Source organism: Nocardiopsis trehalosi NBRC 14201 (assembly GCF_001552555.1).
In the GTDB taxonomy this organism is placed as follows: domain Bacteria; phylum Actinomycetota; class Actinomycetes; order Streptosporangiales; family Streptosporangiaceae; genus Nocardiopsis_B; species Nocardiopsis_B trehalosi.
Map to the genome: position 1 here is coordinate 1 of NZ_BCRK01000347.1, position 1,630 is coordinate 1,630.

The 1,630-nt window shown below is 79.3% G+C and carries 1 protein-coding gene; it reads right to left on the reverse strand.

The features are described 5' to 3' along the window. Positions 1 to 668 precede the first annotated feature (668 nt). Positions 669 to 1,415, reverse strand: coding sequence for a hypothetical protein (locus NT8_RS28050; protein WP_245646364.1), 747 nt, complete (start codon positions 1,413 to 1,415; stop codon positions 669 to 671). Positions 1,416 to 1,630: the final 215 nt, after the last annotated feature.

Below are 1,630 nucleotides of genomic sequence, written 5' to 3' on the forward strand. Positions count from 1 at the left end.
GCGGGCGGGGGCCGTGGCCGGGCGGGGGAGGCGCGTCGCGGGGACCGAGGTGTCTCTGGGGCGGAGGGGGCTGGAGGGACGTCGGTTGAGGGGATCATTCCCGCCCTGGCGCCTCTTCGACCCTCCCGGTATGCCCTGAATCACCGCACCCGGCAACACGGCGGCAACACTCCGGCCGTCCTCCCAGGTCACCCGCTTCTCCGAGTCCGAGAAAATCTTCCCGATCCTCACGTCCACCGCCCGGACCCCGCCGCCCGACCGGAGGGCCCCGGGGCGGCCGAGCCCGGCGGCATCCCCCGCCGCGCCCGCGCGCGGGCACGCCGCCGTCGCCGAGAACGGTCCACCGGTCGTCGGAGCCCACCGGACCGGCCCCACTGCGGACCGTCCGTGGGCCTCAACGGCGACCCGCCGCGCGGCCCGGTCTTCGGGCGACGGGCTCGGCACTCGCGCGGCGAGGCCCGCGCCGATCGGCGGGTGGCCGACGCCGACGTGCGCGGTCGGCGCATCCGGGAGGGCGGGCGGCCCGGTGGGGGTGGCCGGTCGGGTCCGTCCGCGTCCTCCCGTGCAGCGCGCGCCCCGTGCGCACGCGGCCGCCTCCGTGCGGGGGAGCGCCGGGGTGGCCGCCTGCGCCGGTGGGCGGGGGTGGCTCTCGGAGAGCGGGATGGGGGTCATGAGGCGGGGGTCTCCCGGGCGCCGGTGCCCTCGGGGGCGGAGTCGGGGATCAGCGCCTCGGAGCCCGGGGCCGCCGGGAGGAAGATGTGCACGTGGCCGTACCCGGCGCCGATGCCGATGACGTCGAGCTGGGTGGCCGCCACCGACCACGCCCGCACGGCCTGGGTGCGCAGGTCGCCCGCCAGGGTCTCCAGCCGTTCCCGCTCCTCGCCCTCGGCGGCCCGCGCGCTCTCGTAGGCGGTCACCGACGACGCCAGCAGCTCGACGGCCGACCGCAGCCCGCCCCGGGCGATGTTGTGCCCGGTGTCGCCGGACGGCGCGCTGCCGTACTCCTCGGCGACCGCGTCGACGGCCTCCCGCCACTCGGCCACCGCCTCGTCGCCGGGCGGGTCGCCCGCCGGCGCCGACCCGTCGGCGGGGAGCGCGGCGTCCAGCCCCTCCACCACCGGCAGCAGGTCGTCGCGGGCGCCCCGGGTCTGCTCGATCAGCGCCCCGATCTGCTCGACGTCGCGCTCGGCGTAGGACGCCTCCAGTTCGGCCACCCGGTCCGGGTCGGGGCCGGGCGGCGGCTCCCGGAGCAGCAGCACCAAGGCCACGATCCCGGCGGCGACCGCGAGGCAGGCCCCGATCGCGGCCACCGCGCGCCACCCGGGGCCGGCGGGCGGTGCGTCCGCCGGGCGGCCCGGCCGCGAGGGCCGGGCGTCCTTCTTCCGCGCTCCCGCGTCGCGTTGGCGGGTCGGCATGGCGCCACCTTTCCCGTGCGGCCGGGCCGCACGTTCCCGCCGGGACGGCGGGCGAGCCGGGACGTTCGCTGGGGGGCGGCCGGAGCCGCCCCGGTCGGGGGCGGCGGCACCGCAGTGCCGCCGCCGGTCAGGTCAGGTCAGGTCATCGTTCGGTCATCGGTCGGGTGTTCGGGTCGGGGTCGGTCGGATTTCGGGGAGGGTCGGGCGGGGGCGGG

Bases quoted from the DNA above. Each gene is read 5' to 3' on its own strand.
- NT8_RS28050 (WP_245646364.1), bottom strand. From the start codon at position 1,415: ATGCCGACCCGCCAACGCGACGCGGGAGCGCGGAAGAAGGACGCCCGG.